The following is a 15,058-nucleotide window of genomic DNA, read 5'->3' as shown; positions in this document are numbered from 1 at the left end:
GGGGCGGAGGAGGTGCCGGGCCCCCGGGAGGTACGGGCCCGGCACCTCTTCCGTGACGGCTGCGGCCGACTCACCCCTGAGTACCGCGGCCGGACCGGGACGGGCCCTCGCCGAGGCCCGCCCCGTGGCCGTCACGCTAACCACCGGGGCGTTCGCGGCGGACCTGCCGCCTACCCCCGGGCCGCGGCGCTATGGCCCCGCTCCGCCCCACGTCGGGCCCGCCAGGACGCGTAGGAGGGGCTGCGCCCGGCCGCCTCGCCGTGCGCCCGCCGGGCGTACTCCGTCACCTCGGCCGCCGTGCCGGCGCCCGGTGACTCCGGGTGCCAGCCGAGCAGGTGACGCCAGATCAGCGGATCACCCGCCAGCGGCACCGTCACCACCCCGGCGGTGGGCGGGAAGGTGGCCCGGGCCAGGCCCACCGCCCGGCCGACCTGTACCAGGTGCACGCAGGAGGCGGTGTCGGTCTCGTACATCGCCGCGGGGGTGAAGCCGGCCCGGCTGCAGGCCGCCGAGAAGCAGTCCGCGAAGCAGCCCTCCCCCGGCACCACCGCCCACTGTTCCCGGGCCAGTTCCTCCAGCGCCAACTCCGGCCGTCCGGCCAGCGGATGGGCTTCCCCCAGCATCGCGAACACCGGGTCGGTGCCCACCTCCCGCCAGGCCAGCCCCTCCGCACCGGCCGGGCGGCTCTGGCCGCACACCCCGACCAGCGCGAAGTCCAGCCGCCCGCTGGCCACCTGGCCGGTCAGCTCCTGGGTCGACCAGGAGGTCGCGGTGTTCACCGCCGCCCCCGGGTACTCCGCCACCAGTCGGTCCACCAGCGCCCCGAGCAGCGGCCCGTGGGTCGCCCCCAGCCGGAACCGGCGCCGGCCGCCGTGCGCGTTGGCGAACCGGACCGCCTCCTCCTGGAGCTCCTGCGCCGCCGGGAGCAGCACCTTGGCCCGGTCCAGCACCAGCTCCCCCAGCGGGGTCAGCCGTACCCCGCTGCGCCCGCGGTCGAACAGTGAGCCTCCCAACAGCCGCTCTATCCGCTTGAGTTGAGTACTCAAAGCGGGCTGGGCCAACCCCAGTGCCACCGAGGCCTTGGTCAGGCTGCCCGCCTCGGCGATGGCCCGGACGGTCCGCAGGTGACGCAGCTCCAACTCCATGGCGACGAACGTACGGGCGCAGACGGTTTCTCCACAAGAGAGGGTCACTGACTCCAGTTGGCCAGATTCCACCGGTGCAGCACCGTGTACCGGGCCGGGCCGTAGTCCAACTCGCTTCTCATCAGGCAGAGTTCGTCCGCCGTCCAGTCGCTGCCGCGGAAGCCGTCCAGCCCTGCGGCCAGGCCGCGGAGGTCGGCGGCGTCGGTCCGGCGGGCCGCCCGGCGGCGGCCGTGGGCGGAGCCCGCCCGGGCCAGGGTCAGGTGCGGGTGGAATCCGAACTGGTCGCTCTCACCGGCCAGTTGGCCCACCGCCTCGCGGACGCCCTCGGCCAGGCGGCGCAGCGCCCACACCTCCCCGTCCACCCCGGCCCAGAGCACCCGGTCCCCGAAGCAGCCGCCCCCGGCCAGCCGCAGCCGGTGTGCCCCGTGCTCCTGGGCCACCCGCCCCAGCGCCTCCGCCAGCTCCGGCACCCCGGTGACCGGCACCTCGCCCAGGAAGGCCAGCGTCAGGTGCCACCCCGCCACCTCGCTCCACCTCAGCCGCTCCGCTCCGGGCGCCGCCCGCAACGGTGCCACCGCGTCGACCAGTTCCTGCACCGCGACCGCCGGCGGGTTCACCGCCACGAAGAGCCTCATGGGGTCCATGATCCACGCTCGCGGCGGCGCTCTGGTAGAACGGCGCCCATGGAGATACGTACCGGAACCACTGCCGACGCCCCCGAGCTCGTCGCCCTGCTGGACCGGACCATGAGCTGGCTGGCCGGCCAGGGCCGGACCGGGCAGTGGGGTGACCAACCGTGGAGCGCGCGGCCGGAGTTGGTGGAGCGGATCGGCCGCTACCTCGGCACCATGCACGCCCGGGTGGCGGTGGCCGGGGACGGCTCGCTGCTGGGTGTCTGCGTGGTGGACGAGGAGGGGCCGGAGTACGCGCTGCCCGCGCCGGGGCCGGAGCTCTACCTGCGGTTCCTGGCGACCGAGCGGGCCGCGAGCGGCACCGGGGTCGGCGCCGCCCTGGTCGCGGACGCCCTCGCCGAGACGGAGCGCCGCGGGCTGCCGGTGCTGCGGGTGGACTGCTACGGGGGCGACGACCGCAGGCTGGTGGGCCAGTACCGGAAGCTCGGCTTCACGCCGTGTGGGAGTTTCGAGGTGGAGCGCCCGAACGGCGGCCCGTGGCCCGGCCAGTTCCTGGAGATCAGGCTCTGACCGGGCCTGCCGCGGGCATCACACGGACACCGCACGGACATCAAGCGGGGATCAACCCGGCATCAGCAGGCGGTCGCCAGGTCGCGGCCGCGCAGCGGGGTGCGCGGCACCAGCGCGACCACCCGGCTGCCCCGGTGCAGGTCCACCCGGACCTTGAGGTCGGCGACCCGGGCCAGCACCAGGCCGACCACGGCGGCCGCCACGGCGGAGACCACGCCGCAGGCCAGCAGCCCGACCCGGGGGCCGTACTCGGCGGTGACCCAGCCGACCACCGGGGCGCCGATCGGCGTGCCGCCGGTGAGCACCAGCACCAGCAGGCCCGACACCCGGCCGCGCAGGGCCGGGTCGGTGGCCAGCTGGACGGCGGAGTTGACCGAGGTGTTGAAGGTCAGGCCGAACATCCCGACCACGGTCAGCAGGGCGGTGAAGCTCCAGTAGCCGGGCGCGAAGGCGGCCAGCACCTGGAGCGCCCCGAAGACCAGGGCGGCACCGACCAGCCGCCGCAGCCGCGGTGCCCCGCGCCGGGCGGCGATCAGCGCACCGGCCAGCGAGCCGACCGCCATCGCGGTGTTCAGCAGGCCGTACTGCCCCGCCCCGACGTGGAAGGTGTCGTGGGCGAAACCGGCCAGCAGGGTCGGGAAGTTGAACCCGAAGGTCCCGATGAAGCCGGCCAGCACCATCGGCCAGAGCAGCTCCGGACGTTCCTTCACGTACCGCAGCCCCTCGCGGAGCTGGCCCTTCTCCCGGGCCACCCGCTCGGTCGGGCGCAGCTCGGCCTCGCGCATCGCGAGCAGGCCGCCGATCACCGCCACGAAGGAGAGCGCGTTGAGCGCGAAGGCCCAACCGCTGCCCACCGCGGCGATCAGCAGGCCGGCGACGGCCGGGCCGACCAGCCGGGCGGTCTGGAAGTTGGCCGCGTTCAGGCTGACCGCGTTGGCCAGGTCCCGGGCCGGGACCATCTCGCTGACGAAGGCCTGCCGGGTCGGGTTGTCGACCACGGTGACCAGGCCGAGCAGCAGCGCGAAGACGTACACCAGACCGGCGGTGACGGCCCCGGTGACGGTGAGCACCGCGAGGCCGGCGGCCAGCAGGCCCATCGCGCCCTGGGTGGCGATCAGCAGCCGCCGCTTGGGCAGCCGGTCGGCGAGCACGCCGCCCCAGAGGCCGAGCAGCAGCATCGGGAGGAACTGCATCGCGGTGGTGATGCCGACCGCGAGCGGGCTGCCGGTGAGGCTGAGCACCAGCCAGTCCTGGGCGATCCGCTGCATCCAGGTGCCGGTGTTGCTGACGACCTGTCCGGCGAAGTAGTAGCGGTAGTTGCGGACCCGCAGCGAGGAGAACATCCCGCCGGGCCGGGTGAAGCGGGCCCCGGTGGGGCCGTCCCCGCGAGGCGGGGCGGATGCGGCGGGGAGCTCCGCCGCGGTGCGTTCGTCGGGGTCGTCGTCGCCGGTGCCCGGCAGGCCCACTGGGGTGGGCTCGGGGCTCTCGACGGCGGCAGCGCCTGGCGCTGCGGTCTCGGTGGTGGAGTCGTCGGTACGGATGGCGGCGCTGACGGCGGCCGGCGGTGTCAAGGTGGGCTCCCCTCCTGGCGCGACCGCGGTGCTTCGCACGGTCGCGCTGCTGGTGTGTCGTGTCGGTCCTGCGGTGATGCGGTGCTCCTTCGGTCGATGCCTTCGACGCGCTGACGGTCCGTCGGCTACAGGTGGGCCAGCTTGTAGAGGACCGGTGCGGCCTCCTTGAGCTGCGCCCACTCCTCCTCGGTCAGTCCTTCGGCCAGTTCGGCCAGCCAGACGTTCCGACGGCGGCGGCTCTCCTCCAGGATGGCCTCGGCCTCCTCGGTGGAGCTGACCACCACCTGCCGGCGGTCCTCGGGGTGCGGCTCGCGCCGCACCAACCCCTTCTCCTCCAGCATCGCGATGATCCTGGTCATCGACGGCGGCTGGACGTGTTCCTTCCTGGCGAGCTCACCAGGGGTGGCCTTGCCGCACCGGGCGAGGGTGCCGAGCACCCCGATCTCGGTGGGGCTCAGCGATTCCTCGACCCGCTGGTGTCGCAACCGGCGGGCCAGGCGCATCGCGGCCGACCGGAGCTGACTGACGGCAGCGAGGTCGGCCTCGGACATCTCGGGCATGTTCTTAGCCTAGCTCATTACCCTCTCTAACAAAAACGAGTATCGGCGGGATTAGTGAGCGTGTCTTGATCCGTACGTGAAGGACCCTTCCTGGCCTGCGACTTCACAGAAAACACCGTGGTTGCCCACGTTCCACCGGGGGTGGTTGGGTCGGTCGGACCGATGTTGTCAGGAACACAGCATGCCTAGGAGCTCTCTTGGGTCACATCGACCACGCGGTCCACGGCTGGGTCACCCCGGCGATCTCGTACCTGGCCGCCTGCCTGGGCGCCCTGCTCGCGCTGCGCTCCACCCGCTGGGCCCTGCTCACCGAGGGCCGCACCCGGCGCAACTGGCTGTTCTTCGCCTCGGTCTCGCTCGGCGTCGGCATCTGGAGCATGCACTTCATCGCCATGCTCGGCTTCGCGGTCCAGGGTGCGGAGATCCGCTACAACGTCCCGCTCACCGTGGTCAGCCTGGTCACCGCCATCGCGGTGGTGGGGCTCGGCATCTTCACCGTCGGGTACAGCCGCCGACGCCGCGCCTCCCTGCTCGGCGGCGGGGTCGCGACCGGGCTGGGGGTGGCGGCCATGCACTACCTGGGGATGGCCGCGATGCGGATCAACGGGACGCTGTCCTACGACCGCACGACGGTGGCCGCCTCGGTGGGCATCGCGGTCTTCGCGGCGACGGCGGCGCTCTGGGCCGCGCTCAACGTCCGCGCCACGGGGGCGGTACTGGTGGCGGCGCCGGTGATGGGGGTCGCGGTCTGCGCCATGCACTACACCGGCATGGCCGCCGTCCAGGTCGAGCTCTCCGGCGTCCGCACCACCCCGCCCGGCGTGGTCGCCCTCCAGTTCGTCTTCCCCCTCGCGGTCGGCCTCGGCTGCTACGTCTTCTCCAGCGCCCTCGCCTTCGCCGTCGCCCCCGACAAGGTGGCGGTCCGCCCGGCGTGAACACCCCCGTGGGGGTAGTGGTCACACCAGGGGCGCGGGGAACTGCGCGCAGGGGAACGGCAGCACCTGCAACCGGCTGACGTACCCTCAGTTGCAGGTGAGCCGCCTTCCGTCTCGCGCAGTTCCCCGCGCCCCCGGGGCCTTCGGCCCCGAGGCGCACCACATCACCCCCGGAGGTGGGCGGGGGTCTCGGTGGGGCAGGTCTTGTGGACGAAGGCGCGGCGGAGGGCGTGGTAGGGCTCGTCCGGGGCGAGGAAGTTGTGCCGCATGTGGGCCAACTCCTCGGCCCGGTAGGCGGCCAGGGGCTTGGCGGCCTCGTCGGCCGCGCGGCGGCGCTTCTTCTCGACCAGCCAGTCACCCAACTCCCCGGAGTGGGCCAGCTGTTCGGCCTCCAGGGAGACCCAGCGGCGGAAGGCGGTGGAGTCGCCACCGGCCACCCGGTCGACCAGGCCGAGGGCGAGGGCCTCGCGGGCGCCGATCGGGAGGGCGGCCGTGGTGAGCCGCCCGGCCTGGTCGGTGCCGACCCGGCGGGGCAGGGTGTAGGTCCAGTACTCGGAGCCGTGCAGACCCATCAGCCGGTAGTGCGGATTGAGCACCGACGAGGCCCGGCACCACACCTCGTCCGCCGCCAGGGCCAGCATCAGGCCCCCGGCCGCCGCGTTGCCGGCCAGCGCGGAGACCACGTAGGTGTCGGTGGTGGTGAGGATCGCCTCGACCAGGTCGTCCATCGCGTTGATGTTGGCCCAGGACTCGGTGGCCGGGTCGACGGCGGCCTCGATGACGTTGAGGTGGATGCCGTTGGAGAAGAAGTCCCGGGCCGGGCCGAGCACCAGCACGGAGACCGGCCGGGCGACCGCCGCGCGGTAGGCGCGGAGCAGGCGGCGGCACTGCGCGGTGCTCATCGCTCCGCCAGGGAAGGCGAATTCGAGGTGGCCGACCTCGCCGTGCTCCCGGTAACGGATCTCCGACCAGGTCTCCCGGCCGGCCGCCTCCTGCGGCGTGACCGGCACCTCGGGCACCCCGGCCAGGGTGAGCTGCGGCCCGAGCACGGTGGCGGCGGGCAGCTTGTAGGTGGCGGGCCCGCCGGGTGTCCGGCGCGGCCTCAGCTGCGGGATCCAGACCGCCCCGTCCACCGTGGCGCGGCAGAGGGCGCCGTCCCGGCTGGCGATCGGCTCGCCCGGGTACCCGCGCAGCCGGTCCTCGGCGCAGCCGCCGTGCAGGTAGTACTCGCGGCCGTACAGCTCGTCCAGCACCCCGGGCTGGCTGTCCGCCGCGCGGAGCTTGCGCAGCACCGTCGCGGTACTGTCGACCGCCCAGTCGATCCGGCGGAACTCCTGGGCGTGGTACGGGCGTTCGCGTCCGATGCGGCCGGCCGCCAGGTCCGGGGCGTACCAGCCGCCGGCGAACCGTTCGACCGCCTGGAGCACCGCCTCGACGGCGGCGTCGGCCACCTCGTTGCGGTAGGCCTCGCTCTTGCCGCCGGCCCGGAGCGGGAACGGCACGCTGGCCCAGACCGGGCCGGCGTCCAGCTCGGCCACCGCCTGGAGCACCGTCACGCCCCACTCGGCGGCGCCGTCGTGGATCGCCCAGTCCAGCGAGGACGGGCCGCGGTCGCCGGCCGGGCCGGGGTGCACGATGAAGACCGGGTGGGCCCGCCAGACGTCCTCCGGGACCTTCCTGGTGAGCATGGGCGCTACGATCAGGTCGGGCCGGAACCGGGCCGCCCCGGCCCGCAGGGCCTCGTCCCCCAGGGCGAGTTCGACCCCGACGTGGTGGCCGCGCTCGCGCAGCTCCACGTGGACCCGCTGGGTCAGACTGTTGAAAGCGCTGGCGACCAGCAGTACGCGCAAGGTGCCCTCCGACGGCATGTCAGTGCGGTGACCCCCCGTGAATCGGGATCATCCAAACACGGGCATGCGCACGTCAGATCGCTCACCTCACGACCCTCACCGAGCCCACCCCGGCCACCGACGAAACCTCCCGATCGCCCCCGGCCGGGCCGCGGCACGGCGTTCCAGCAGCCGGTGGGCCGGGGCGGTGGCCGCCGTGGTGAGCACCGCCATCAGCACCAGCACGGTGGCACCCAGGTCGTTCACCAGCCCGGCCCGGTGGCCGACGGTGATCACCACCAGTTCGGTGACGCCCCGGCAGTTCATCAGCACCCCGAGCCGCAGCCCCTCCGATCGCGGCAGCCCCGCCGCCGAGGTGCCCAGCACCGCGCCGAGCAGCTTGCCGCCGACCGCGACGGCCAGCACCGCGAGCAGCAGCAGCCAGCCGGCCGGATCGCCGAGCACCGCCCCCGCGGAGGTCCGCAGCCCGATCCCGACGAAGAACAGCGGCAGCAGCACCGCCGTGGTGAAGCCCTCCAGCTGGCGGCAGATCCGCCGCACCGCCGGGTGCCCGCCCGGGGTGGCCGCGCCGAACAGCAGCGCACCGACCACCGGGTGCAGCCCCAGCCACTGGGTGAGCGCGGCCAGTCCGAGCAGCCCGGCCAGCAGGACGGAGAGCAACTGGCCGGTGCGGGAGGCCGGTTGGCGCTCGGCCCAGTCCACCAGGGCGGCCAGCGCGGGCCGCAGCCCGTACCGGACGGCGGGCAGCAGCACGACCAGGGCGGCCACCGTGAGCGGGGCACCGCCGGCGTGGCCGCCGCCCGCCAGGGCGAGCAGCACGGTCAGCGCGCCCCAGCCGACGCCGTCGCCCAACGCGGCCGCACCGATGGCGAGTTGGCCGTTCGGGTGGTCGGTGAGACGGAGCTCGGCGAGGATCCGGGCCAGTACCGGCAGGGCGGTGACGGAGAGCGCCAGGCCGAGGAAGACGGCCTCGGCGGCGGGGCGGGTGCCGCTCGCCAGGCGGTCGCCCACCAGGAGGGCCAGGGCGGTGCCGCCGAGGAAGGGCACCAGCAGGCTGCCCACGCCCAGGCCGAGCAGCGCACCACTGCGGACCCTCAGCTCCTCGGGGCGGATCCGGCAGCCCACCAGGAACATGAAGACCACCAGGCCCAGGTCGGCGGCGGACCCCAGCCCCTGGCGGACCGGGTCGGTGAACAGCCACTGCTGGCCGGCCGGCCAGAGCAGGCCCAGGGCGGACGGGCCCAGCAGCAGCCCGCCGACCACCTCGCCGACCACCTGGGGCTGGCCGAAGCGCTGGAACAGCGCGCCCAGCAGGTGCGCCGTCAGCACCACCACCGCCGCCGCCACCAGGAACCGCGCCAGCGGATCGTTCACCCCGTCCCAGGCCCACGCCGCCCCACCCAACGCCACCACCGAAACGGCGCCCACCACCCCGCGCCACCTCGGCGCAGCAGCATCGATCCCGCTCACGGTCACGTCTCCTTCTGGGACATGGCTACGCCTTTGGGGGCGCGGGGAACTGCGCGAATCGGAAGGCGGACCACTGCTAGGTCGGGGCAGGCGAGCCAGTTGCACGTGCTGCCGTTCCCCCGCGCGCAGTTCCTCGCGCCCCCAGCGGCGTAGCCACGTCCGCCGGCTCCCTCAGAGCAGGTTGCCCTCGGGGACGACGATGCGGGGGCGGCCCTGGCTGAGGACCTTCGCGGCCTGGCGTTCGGCGAAGACCGGGCCCTCGACGGTGGCGATGCGGTAGTTCTCGGCGGTCTGCCGGGCGATGGCCTTCCAGCTGTAGTCGCGGACCACCATCTCCCGGGCCCGCCCGGCCATCTCCAGGGCGTTGTCACGGTCCGTCAGCAGACCGGAGACGGCCTGCGCGAGCGAGCGCGGGTCGCCCGCGTTGAAGGTGGCGCCGGTGCGGCCGGGGCGGATGATCTCCATCATGCCGCCGGTGGAGGCCACCGCGACGGGGGTGCCGGCGGCCGCCACCTCCAGGGCGATCATGCCGAAGGGCTCGTACCGCGAGGGCAGCGCCATCACGTCGCAGGCGGCGATCATCGTGGAGAGCTCGCGGTCCAGGAAGCCGGTGAACTCGACCCGGTCGGTGACGCCCAGGTCCCGGGTCAGCGCCTCCAGTTCCTGCCGGTAGGGGCCGTCGCCGGCGATCATCACCTTGATCCCGGGGTGCCGCGCGGAGAGCTCCGGCACGGCCATGATGAGGTCCTGGACGCCCTTCTCGTAGACCAGGCGCCCGGCGAAGCCGACCAGTGGTCCGTCGGCGTGGTGCCGGCGGCGGAAGTTGCGCACCTGCTCCGGGTCGGTCTCCCAGCGGTGCGGCTCCACGCCGTTGGCCACCACCTCCATGCGCCGGTAGGGCACGCTCATCAGGCGGTTGACCTCCCAGGCCATGTACTGGGAGCAGACCACCAGGCGGCAGGCCTCGTGCGCGAGCCACCACTCCACCGAGTGGATGGACTTGTTCATGTTCTCGGGCAGCCAGCCCTGGTGGCGGCCGGCCTCGGTGGCGTGGATGGTGGCGATCAGCGGGACGTCGAGCTGCTCCTTGAGCGTGACCGCGGCGTGCGCCACCAGCCAGTCGTGGGCGTGCACCACGTCGAAGTCGTGGCCGGTCGAGGCGCGCAGGGCGGCCCGGGTGAGGGTGTGGTTGAAGGCCATCGTCCAGGCCAGGAAGCTGTCCTGGGACTCGGCGAAGAGCGGCGGGTCCTCCATGGCGTGCACCACCCGGACGCCCTCCTGCCACTCCTCCAGCGGGTGGCCGGGCGCGTAGCGGGTGACCACGGTGATCTCGTGGCCCTCCTTGACCAGCGAGGTCGCCAGGGCGTGCACGTGCCGCCCCAAGCCGCCGACCAGCACCGGCGGGTACTCCCAGGACAGCATCAGGATCTTCATGGACCGTCTCCCCCGTCGTCTCTCGGTTCAGTGGTGCGTTGGTACTCGCCGGGACCGGCGGGGTGCCGGAGCAGACCGAGCATCGTGATGTCGTCGAACTGCTCACCCACACCGGCGTGTTCGGCCACCGCCTTGCGCATCCGCTCGATCACGGTGGCCGCCCGGCCGGGATCGGCCAGCATGGCCAGCATCCGGCCCTCGCCGAGGAACTCCCCGGCCGGATTGCGCGCCTCCGGCACTCCGTCGGTGTAGAGGTAGAGCAGGTCACCCCGCTCCAGGGTGGCGAAGCCGAGGTCGAAGTGGGCGTCCCGCATCAGCCCGAGGGCCGGGCCGGTGGGCAGCAGGGACAGCTGTTCGCCCGTCGCCCGCTGCACGACCGGGGCGTTGTGGCCGCAGTTGATGTAGATCAGCTCACCGGTCCTGGTGTCCACCACCCCGAAGAACAGGGTGGCGAAGTACGCCTGGTGCAGGTGATTGGTGGTCAGGTAGTCGTTGGTGGTGCGGACGGCGCGCAGCGCCAGTGCCGCGCCGGGGAGCGGCCGCCCGGACGAGCCGACCGGCTCGGGGACGGCGGTCAGGCCCTCGTCGGCCACCGCGGCCTGCCGGAGCAGACTGCGGATCAGGGCCATGAACAGGGCGGCCCCGATGCCCTTGTCGCAGACGTCGGCGATGGCGAAGGCGAGGAAGTCGCCGTTGATCACGTCGTACGCGTCGTAGAAGTCGCCGCTGACCTCGCGGGCCGGCTCGAAGTAGGCCGCGATGTCCCACTCGTCCAGCTCCGGCAGGTTCTCCGGCAGGAAGCCGCGCTGGATCTCGCGGCCGATCTGGAGCTCCCGCTCGAAGCGGCTCTCGTCCACGGCCGAGTGCATCTCGTCCAGGACGTAGGCCAGGTCGCGGTTCTGCCGGCACATGTCCAGCCGCTTGCGCACCAGGTAGGGCAGGAAGGGTTCGGACAGGTAGTCCAGCCCCTCCTTCAGGTGCGGCTCGATCAGGCTCACGTCGCCGCTGCTGAAGGCCACCACGGCCGGCGGGCGGCCGGTCCTGCGGCTGAGCTCGCGGATCAGCCGACGGACCGTCTCGACGTCGAGCGCGGCGTCCACCAGCAGCAGGTCACAGGAGGGGGCGTCCGGCCAGCGCGCCGCCAGTACCGAGGAGGGGTAGGACACCGTCGCCGGGATCCCCACCTCCGCCAGGGTCTGCCACAGCTCCAACGCGGCTGCGCTGGGGCTGGGTTGACTGACGATCAGTGCTTTCTCGGACACTCTCGACCCGCCCATCGTATTCCGGTGCGATCCGCCGCATGGCGATCGTGGTGTGGTTCGCACCGTGCACGTACTCGTGAAACGACCTGTCCACCGCGTGGTTGACCAGATAGAGCCCCAGCGAGCCGGGCTCGCGCTGGTGCAGGGGCAGGTCGAGACCACGCGGTGGCCGGGCCGTGAACGGGTTGAACGGTGGTGCGGTGTCCGTCAGCCGGATCGAGACCTCCGTGTCGGTGACCACCCCTTCGAGCCCTATCCGGCCCCGTCCGGAGCCGGAGTACCCGTGCACCACGATGTTGACGACCAGCTCCTCGGTCGCCAGGCGGAGCAGGTGGGACCGGGCCGGGGTCAGTCCGGCCTCGGCCGCGAGGTCCTCCACCAGGGAGTTGACCAGCTCCAGGGAGCTGACGTCCGCCGACACGTCGATCTTCTTCATGGCATGCCTACGCCGGGATCGAGTCTGCGAAGGTGACGCTCTGGTCGAAGCCGACGAGTCGGATGGTCTGCTCCACGGCGCTGTTGACGCCCACCAGGACGACGCGGACGTCGTCGTCCATCTTCTGGCGGGTGTAGACGATCTGGCGCAGGCCGGCCGAGGAGATGTAGTCGACCTTGCTCATCTCCAGGACGAGCTCCTTCGGGCGGCCCTCGATGACCGACTCGGCGGCCTTCTGGAAGGCCGGCGCACTGGCCGCGTCGAGGTCACCGCCGATGGTCACGACCGCCGTGGTGCCGCGGAAATCCACTGAGACGTCAAAACTCATTTGGTCCACTCCTGGTCAGTTTCCTCGGCGGCGCGCTGCCGAATGAGCATGGCGACACCATCGGAACAACTCTCGACAATATGGAAGAGGCGGAGGAAGCCGGTCACCCGGAGCGCATTCCGAAGATGCGACGAAAGGCCGGCGAGAGCCACCTCGACCTCGGCGCCCTGGGCCCGCCGGTGCACCATGAGCAGCACCCGCAGACCTGCGCTGGAGATGAACGGGACCCCGGAGAGGTCCAGCAGCAGCGGCGTTCCCTGCGGCATGACGTCCACGATCCCGCTGAACACGCCCTGCGCCGATCTGGCGTCCAGGTCACCGGTCAGTTCGACGCAGGTGACGCCGTCGGCCATGCGCGTGACGACCTCCATTGCCGGGCCCCTCGGTCGAAATTGCTCCAGATTCCCTTTGCCCTGCTATTTTCCGGCGGCCCGTGAGGGAGCGTCAATCACCTGTCCGCCCGGGGGAATCCACGTTCGAGTCGCGGATCGGAGTCCGTCAAGTCCCTGTGTCAGGTCGGTGTTCACGGCATGGAAAAGCCGATGGCCGGCCCCGGGAAGGGGCCGGCCATCGGCGCGGAAAAAGGGCGGCTACTCGGCCGGCTGGGCGCGCCGGAGGCGCTGGGGCACCCGCACCAGCGGCAGCGAGCGGTGGGTCTCCACGATGAAGGCCTCCAGCCCGTTGACGGCCGCCAGCACCAGCACCACCACGACGGCGGTGACCAGTTGGGGCAGCAGCGGGGCCAGCCCGGACAGCACGACCAGCGCCACGGCTCCGGAGAACCGGGGCACCGCGGCCGCGCCGAACATCCGCCAGCGGGCGTAGCAGAACCCGAGCAGGTAGAGACCGGCCCCCGGGGCCAGCATCAACTGCGGTAGTTCGTGCGGCACTTGGGTCGGGTGGGCGATCAACTCCTCCAGTCCGACCGCCATCAGGATGATCGCGACCGCGTACAGCAGGTGCGCGTAGCTGAACACGTCGCGGACGATGCGGGCCTGCACCGGATCGCTGCCCAGGCTGTGCCGGGCGGCCGGTGCCCCGTAGTGGAAGTACGCCCACCACAGCAGCACGATCAGCACGAAGGCCAGGCCCAGCGTGCTCAGGGTGAGCGCGTCCATCACGTGGCCGGTGATGTGGCTGCCGGCCGCGATGACCGTCTCGCCCAGCGCCATGATGACGAACAGGCCGAAGCGCTCCGGGAGGTGGGAGGTCTCGAACCGGGCCTGGTCGAGCTTCTTGCCCAGCACCGCGGTGCCCAGCACCTCGATCACCGCGCCGATCGCCCAGAGGACGTGGCGCGGCCCGCTGTCCAGGAAGCTGCCGACCAGGAAGAGCGGGCCGCTGGCCAGCAGGCTGACCGAGAACGGCTCGATCCGCAGCCCGCCGAAGCTGGGCCAGCGCCGCATCCGCTGCCACAGGATCAGCCGCAGCAGCACGTAGCAGACGCCGTACAGCGGCCCGCTGGACCCGAAGGCGTCCGGCACCGCCACCGCCATGCCCAGGCCGCAGGCGGCCAGCGCGAAGACCAGCAGGCGGCCGTGGACGCCGTCGAGGTTGGAGCCGCTGGTGTTGCCCAGCAGCGCCGCGCCCACCCAGCCCATCCAGAGCGGTAGGAAGAGCAGGATCGCGGCGCCGGCGTCCAGCAGCGAGTGCGAGTGGGCCAGCAGGACCGAGATCTGGGTGATGGCGAACACCCAGACCAGGTCGAAGAACAACTCGGCCCAGGTGACCCGCTGTTCCTGGGTCTCCGCGGCCTCCACGTCGGTGGTCATGCGCCGTCCCCGCCCTCGATGTGGCGGTGGGCGCCGACCTCCAGGCCGTCGGTCAGACGGCCCGCCTCGCCGTAGACGAAGCCCTTCATGGACTTGATGAAGTCGGCCGGGAAGCCGAGCGGCACCTCGCTGGCGCGGTTGAGCCGCTCGACCGCCTCGTCCGGTAGCCGGACGTCGACGGCGGCCAGGTTGTCCTGCAGTTGCTCCAGCTTCCGGGCGCCGATCACCGGGTGGACGTGGCTGCCGTGCCGCATGATCCAGGCCAGTGCCACCTGGGAGGAGGAGACGCCGAGTTCGTCCGCGACGGCGTCCACCTCCTTGGCCACCGCGAGGTCCCGGGCCGAGATGTCGTGCTGGTTCACCCGGGTCCGGCCGGTGGCCCGGCCGCGGCTGAACTTGCCGGAGAGCAGGCCCCCGGAGAGCGGCGACCAGGCCGCCACCGAGAGGCCCATCGCCTCGACCATCGGCATGATCTCCCGGTCGGCGTCCCGCTTGACCAGGCTGAACGGCACCTGGACGCCCACGAAGGGGGTCCAACCGCGCCATTCGGCCAGGGTGTTGGCCCGTGCGACCACCCAGGCCGGGGAGTCCGAGATGCCGATGTACTGCACCTTGCCGGCCCGGACCTGGTCGTCCAGGGCCCGCATGGTCTCCTCGATCGGCGTGCCCGGGTCCCAGATGTGCACCCAGAGCAGGTCGATCCGGTCGGTGTTCAGCCGCTTGAGGCTCTGGTCCAGCGAACGGACCAGGTTCTTGCGGTGGTTGCCCGAGGCGTTCGGGTCGGTGCCGTCATCGGTGAGGGTGTACTTGGTGGCCAGCACGAAGCGGTCGCGGTCCGCCCCGAGCAGCTCTCCGAGGATCTTCTCGCTGGTGCCCTCGGTGTAGCGGTTGGCGGTGTCGATCACGTTCCCGCCGGCCTCGGCGTACGCCTCGAAGAGCTTGCGGCTCTCCTCGACGGAGGCGCCGAAGCCCCAGTCCTCGCCGAAGGTCATGGTGCCGAGGAACAGCTCGGAGACCCTCAGACCACTGCGTCCCAGAAGTCGGTAACGCATCTCGGTAATCCCTCCCCTGATGTTGGCCCGTCGCGGCCGGG

At 72.4% G+C, this 15,058-nt stretch carries 15 protein-coding genes; 2 read left to right on the top strand and 13 right to left on the bottom strand.

Translation table 11 applies throughout. The features are described from left to right. Nucleotides 1–170: 170 nt before the first annotated feature. Together ACIA8O_RS23450 and thpR are read right to left on the bottom strand one after the other, a co-directional pair. A complete protein-coding gene (locus ACIA8O_RS23450; RefSeq protein WP_396295892.1) occupies nt 171–1,145 on the bottom strand; it encodes a LysR family transcriptional regulator in 975 nt (324 codons plus the stop codon). Nucleotides 1,146–1,189: 44 nt separating this feature from the next. Then, on the bottom strand, nt 1,190–1,780 hold the full coding sequence (thpR, locus tag ACIA8O_RS23445; RefSeq protein ID WP_396295891.1) for an RNA 2',3'-cyclic phosphodiesterase: 591 nt from the start codon (nt 1,778–1,780) through the stop codon (nt 1,190–1,192). Between the two features lie 48 nt (nt 1,781–1,828). Between thpR and ACIA8O_RS23440 the strand changes: the two genes are divergently transcribed. Beyond that, nucleotides 1,829–2,347, top strand: coding sequence for a GNAT family N-acetyltransferase (locus ACIA8O_RS23440; RefSeq protein ID WP_396295890.1), 519 nt, complete (start codon nt 1,829–1,831; stop codon nt 2,345–2,347). A 62-nt stretch (nt 2,348–2,409) separates the two neighbouring features. Here the strand turns inward: ACIA8O_RS23440 and ACIA8O_RS23435 are convergent, their stop codons facing one another. Next, nucleotides 2,410–3,918: an MFS transporter gene (locus tag ACIA8O_RS23435; protein WP_396295889.1), complete on the bottom strand. Its 1,509-nt coding sequence runs from the start codon at nt 3,916–3,918 to the stop codon at nt 2,410–2,412. 125 nt (nt 3,919–4,043) lie between these two features. Beyond that, complete coding sequence (locus ACIA8O_RS23430) at nt 4,044–4,478, bottom strand: MarR family transcriptional regulator (RefSeq protein ID WP_345283814.1); 435 nt, start codon at nt 4,476–4,478, stop codon at nt 4,044–4,046. A 197-nt stretch (nt 4,479–4,675) separates the two neighbouring features. On the opposite strand from ACIA8O_RS23430, the gene ACIA8O_RS23425 reads away from it, so the two are divergent. Next, nucleotides 4,676–5,413 carry an MHYT domain-containing protein gene (locus tag ACIA8O_RS23425; protein ID WP_396295888.1) on the top strand — a complete coding sequence of 246 codons (738 nt, stop codon included), beginning with the start codon at nt 4,676–4,678 and terminating at the stop codon, nt 5,411–5,413. Nucleotides 5,414–5,577: 164 nt separating this feature from the next. Here ACIA8O_RS23425 and ACIA8O_RS23420 read toward each other — a convergent pair whose 3' ends face one another. The 9 genes from ACIA8O_RS23420 to ACIA8O_RS23380 all read right to left on the bottom strand — a co-directional run bounded on the left by ACIA8O_RS23420 (nt 5,578) and on the right by ACIA8O_RS23380 (nt 15,017). Beyond that, nucleotides 5,578–7,263, bottom strand: coding sequence for an enoyl-CoA hydratase-related protein (locus ACIA8O_RS23420; RefSeq protein ID WP_396295887.1), 1,686 nt, complete (start codon nt 7,261–7,263; stop codon nt 5,578–5,580). A gap of 96 nt (nt 7,264–7,359) precedes the next feature. Continuing rightward, nucleotides 7,360–8,733 (bottom strand): cation:proton antiporter, encoded by a 1,374-nt coding sequence (locus ACIA8O_RS23415; protein WP_396295886.1) that lies wholly within the window; start codon nt 8,731–8,733, stop codon nt 7,360–7,362. Between the two features lie 171 nt (nt 8,734–8,904). Then, complete coding sequence (locus ACIA8O_RS23410; RefSeq protein ID WP_396295885.1) at nt 8,905–10,167, bottom strand: glycosyltransferase family 4 protein; 1,263 nt, start codon at nt 10,165–10,167, stop codon at nt 8,905–8,907. Further along, nucleotides 10,164–11,351 (bottom strand): PP2C family protein-serine/threonine phosphatase, encoded by a 1,188-nt coding sequence (locus ACIA8O_RS23405; protein WP_396295884.1) that lies wholly within the window; start codon nt 11,349–11,351, stop codon nt 10,164–10,166. The genes ACIA8O_RS23410 and ACIA8O_RS23405 overlap by 4 nt, the downstream gene beginning before the upstream one ends. Next, nucleotides 11,278–11,865: an ATP-binding protein gene (locus ACIA8O_RS23400; protein WP_396295883.1), complete on the bottom strand. Its 588-nt coding sequence runs from the start codon at nt 11,863–11,865 to the stop codon at nt 11,278–11,280. Before ACIA8O_RS23400 ends, ACIA8O_RS23405 begins: the two co-directional genes overlap by 74 nt. Before the next feature lie 7 nt (nt 11,866–11,872). Next, a complete protein-coding gene (locus ACIA8O_RS23395) occupies nt 11,873–12,193 on the bottom strand; it encodes an STAS domain-containing protein (protein ID WP_396295882.1) in 321 nt (106 codons plus the stop codon). Further along, nucleotides 12,190–12,564 (bottom strand): STAS domain-containing protein, encoded by a 375-nt coding sequence (locus ACIA8O_RS23390; RefSeq protein ID WP_396295881.1) that lies wholly within the window; start codon nt 12,562–12,564, stop codon nt 12,190–12,192. The genes ACIA8O_RS23395 and ACIA8O_RS23390 overlap by 4 nt, the downstream gene beginning before the upstream one ends. 219 nt (nt 12,565–12,783) lie before the next feature. Continuing rightward, entirely contained in the window at nt 12,784–13,965 is a 1,182-nt protein-coding gene (locus ACIA8O_RS23385; protein ID WP_396295880.1) for a low temperature requirement protein A, read from the bottom strand. Next, nucleotides 13,962–15,017, bottom strand: a complete 1,056-nt coding sequence (locus ACIA8O_RS23380; protein ID WP_396295879.1) for an aldo/keto reductase — start codon at nt 15,015–15,017, stop codon at nt 13,962–13,964. The genes ACIA8O_RS23385 and ACIA8O_RS23380 overlap by 4 nt, the downstream gene beginning before the upstream one ends. Nucleotides 15,018–15,058 lie beyond the last annotated feature (41 nt).

This window comes from Kitasatospora sp. NPDC051853 (assembly GCF_044452665.1).
Taxonomy (GTDB): Bacteria; Actinomycetota; Actinomycetes; order Streptomycetales; family Streptomycetaceae; genus Kitasatospora.
The sequence above is the reverse complement of the archived record's forward strand: the minus strand, read 5'-3'. Positions and strand labels throughout refer to the sequence as shown.

Bases quoted from the DNA above. Each gene is read 5' to 3' on its own strand.
- ACIA8O_RS23430 (WP_345283814.1), bottom strand. From the start codon at position 4,478: ATGCCCGAGATGTCCGAGGCCGACCTCGCTGCCGTCAGTCAGCTCCGG.
- ACIA8O_RS23385 (WP_396295880.1), bottom strand. From the start codon at position 13,965: ATGACCACCGACGTGGAGGCCGCGGAGACCCAGGAACAGCGGGTCACC.
- ACIA8O_RS23395 (WP_396295882.1), bottom strand. From the start codon at position 12,193: ATGAGTTTTGACGTCTCAGTGGATTTCCGCGGCACCACGGCGGTCGTG.
- ACIA8O_RS23380 (WP_396295879.1), bottom strand. From the start codon at position 15,017: ATGCGTTACCGACTTCTGGGACGCAGTGGTCTGAGGGTCTCCGAGCTG.
- thpR (WP_396295891.1), bottom strand. From the start codon at position 1,780: ATGAGGCTCTTCGTGGCGGTGAACCCGCCGGCGGTCGCGGTGCAGGAA.
- ACIA8O_RS23410 (WP_396295885.1), bottom strand. From the start codon at position 10,167: ATGAAGATCCTGATGCTGTCCTGGGAGTACCCGCCGGTGCTGGTCGGC.
- ACIA8O_RS23440 (WP_396295890.1), top strand. From the start codon at position 1,829: ATGGAGATACGTACCGGAACCACTGCCGACGCCCCCGAGCTCGTCGCC.
- ACIA8O_RS23400 (WP_396295883.1), bottom strand. From the start codon at position 11,865: ATGAAGAAGATCGACGTGTCGGCGGACGTCAGCTCCCTGGAGCTGGTC.
- ACIA8O_RS23390 (WP_396295881.1), bottom strand. From the start codon at position 12,564: ATGGAGGTCGTCACGCGCATGGCCGACGGCGTCACCTGCGTCGAACTG.
- ACIA8O_RS23450 (WP_396295892.1), bottom strand. From the start codon at position 1,145: ATGGAGTTGGAGCTGCGTCACCTGCGGACCGTCCGGGCCATCGCCGAG.